This window comes from Streptomyces sp. M-16 (assembly GCF_052114405.1).
In the GTDB taxonomy this organism is placed as follows: domain Bacteria; phylum Actinomycetota; class Actinomycetes; order Streptomycetales; family Streptomycetaceae; genus Streptomyces.
Map to the genome: position 1 here is coordinate 1 of NZ_JBFRER010000276.1, position 2,234 is coordinate 2,234.

Genomic DNA, 2,234 nt, shown 5'->3' on the forward strand with positions numbered 1-2,234 from the left:
GCACAGGACCAGCAGCCGACGGTGCCGTGCGTCATCAGGGGGCCCACGACGGCGTCGCCGCCGTACGTCCAGGCGGGCAGCAGCGAGCGCCCCTCGGGTATCCCGGCGCGCAGCAGCGGGAGCAGCCGGACCGGGGCGTCGGTCCCGCCGGTCACCACCACGAAGTCGTAGTCCGCCAGTTCCTCCCACCCCGACGGGAGGGAGGCCAGCGTGCGGACCTCCACCGGGCAGCCGTCCGCGACCGCCTCCGCGGCCTCGGCCTCCACCTCGGCCACGGCCGGCCCCGGCGGCAGCGCCACGGCCGCGCAGCCGTTGCGCACCAGGGAGATCGCGCACCAGCGGGCGACGGGGTCCTCGCCGAGGACGGCCACCCGGGTGCCACGGAAGCGCAGGAAGCGGGCCTCGGCGTCGTCGGCGTAGTGGTCGGCGTAGGCGATCTGCGGCGCGTACCGCCGGGCGACGTCGGGCTCGGGGACCGCGGCCGGGGATGTGGACTCCGGCTCGGCCACGGGACGGGCGAAGTCCCGCTCGTACAGGGTTCTGACGAGTTCGCCGACCATCGCGCGCTGGGGTGCGCCCAGCCCCTGACAGAGCTCGGCCACGGAGTGCTCGCCGGTCAGGTGAGGGACGATCAGCGTCGCGAAGCGGTAGGCCGCACGGGCGGTGAGGCGGAACCCGCCGTCGGAGTTGTGGAACAGCACGCCGTCCGGCGTCTCGGTGAAGAGCACGTCCCGGCGGATCCGGGGCCGGGTGGCGGCGACGTCGTCGAAGCTGGCTTGGGACATGGAACACCTCTGCTTGCGGTCTGGTGGGGTCGGAGACGTGAGGTGGGAAATGCCGGGGCGGGAGGGGCGGGAGGGGCGGTGGGCTGTGGGGGGTGCTCGGCCGGCGCCCACCGCGGGGGCGGGCGGGGCCGGGGAGGAGCGGGTCGCGGGCGGGTGGGGGTGCGACGGCGCGCGTGCGGGACGGGCGGGGGTGCCGGGACGGGCGGGGTGAGTAGGACGAGCGGGGCTGCCAGGACGAGCGGCGTGGGTGGGACGAGCGGGGCTACCGGGACGAGCAGGGCTACTGGGACGAGCAGGGCTGCCAGGACGAGCGGGGGCTACCGGGACAGGCGGGGCTACCGGGACAGGCGGGGCTGCCGGGACGAGCGGGGCTGCCGGGACGGGCAGGGCTGCCGGGACGAGCAGGGCTGCCTGTACGGGGCGTGGCCCCTGGGGCAGCCGGTGCGGTACGGGTTCGCGCGGGGCGGCGTATCAGCGCGTGAGGGCCGTCGTCGCCGCCGCGTTCTCGCCGTCCCGGGCCAGCCACCGCGCGTAGACCTGGAGGAAGGCGTGGATCCGGTACGGCTGGCCGGGCGGCCCGTCCTCCAGCATCCCCGCCTCCACGAGCTGTTCGAGGACGGTTTCGCTCCCGGCCGCGCACAGCCTCTCGGCGGGATCGAGCGAGCCCACCCGCAGAAACGTTTCGCGCAACGGGGGCGGGAGCACGCTCACGGCCTGCCCGAACACCTCCGGCACCGACAGCCGCGGGTCCTCGGCCAGCGCCAGCCGGGCCGGGGGATCCTCCGCCAGCCAGGCCGCGCAGTCCGCGACGGACAGGCCCGGCCGGGTCAGCAGCCGTCCGGCGGCGATCCTCAGCGCGAGCGGGAAGTGGCCGCACACCGCGGCCAGTTCCCGGGCGGCCGCCTCCTCGGCGCCGATCCGCTCGGCCCCGACCAGCCCGGCGAGCAGCCGGTGGGCCTCGCCCGGCCCGAGCACGTCGAGCCGGTGCACGGCCCCGCCGTGGGTGGCGACGACCGCGGCGAGCCCGCGCCGGCTGGTCACCAGCACCGAGGCGTCGCCCGTCCCGGACAGCAGCGGAAGCACCTGTCCGGCGCCGGTCGCGTTGTCGAGGAGGACCAGCCGCCGCCCGCCGCCGTCCGGCTCGGGCAGCAGCTCGCGGGCCTCCTCCACGCCGAGGCCGCTGCCGTCCGGGCGGGCCAGGTCGAGGACGGACACCCCGCCGGGGAAGGCGTCCCTGACCTCGTACGCGCTCTGCCGGGCCAGCGCCGACTTGCCGATGCCGGGCGCTCCGGAGACGACCACGAGCCGGGGCCCGTCCGCGTCGGTGAGCCGCAGGGCCATCGCCCGCAGGTCCGCCTCGCGTCCGGTGAAGCCGCGTACCGGCGCCGCCGCGCCGGCCGGGGAACCCGCGCGGCCGGGGCGGGCCGTACCCGCGCCGCCGGGATGCCC

General features: G+C 77.4%; 2 pseudogenes. Both read right to left on the reverse strand.

Annotation, left to right across the window (positions count from 1 at the left end):
• Positions 1-785, reverse strand: a pseudogene (locus AB4039_RS42030) (TOMM precursor leader peptide-binding protein); the annotation flags it as partial.
• 471 nt (positions 786-1,256) lie between these two features.
• Positions 1,257-2,234: pseudogene (locus AB4039_RS42035) on the reverse strand (AfsR family transcriptional regulator); the annotation flags it as partial.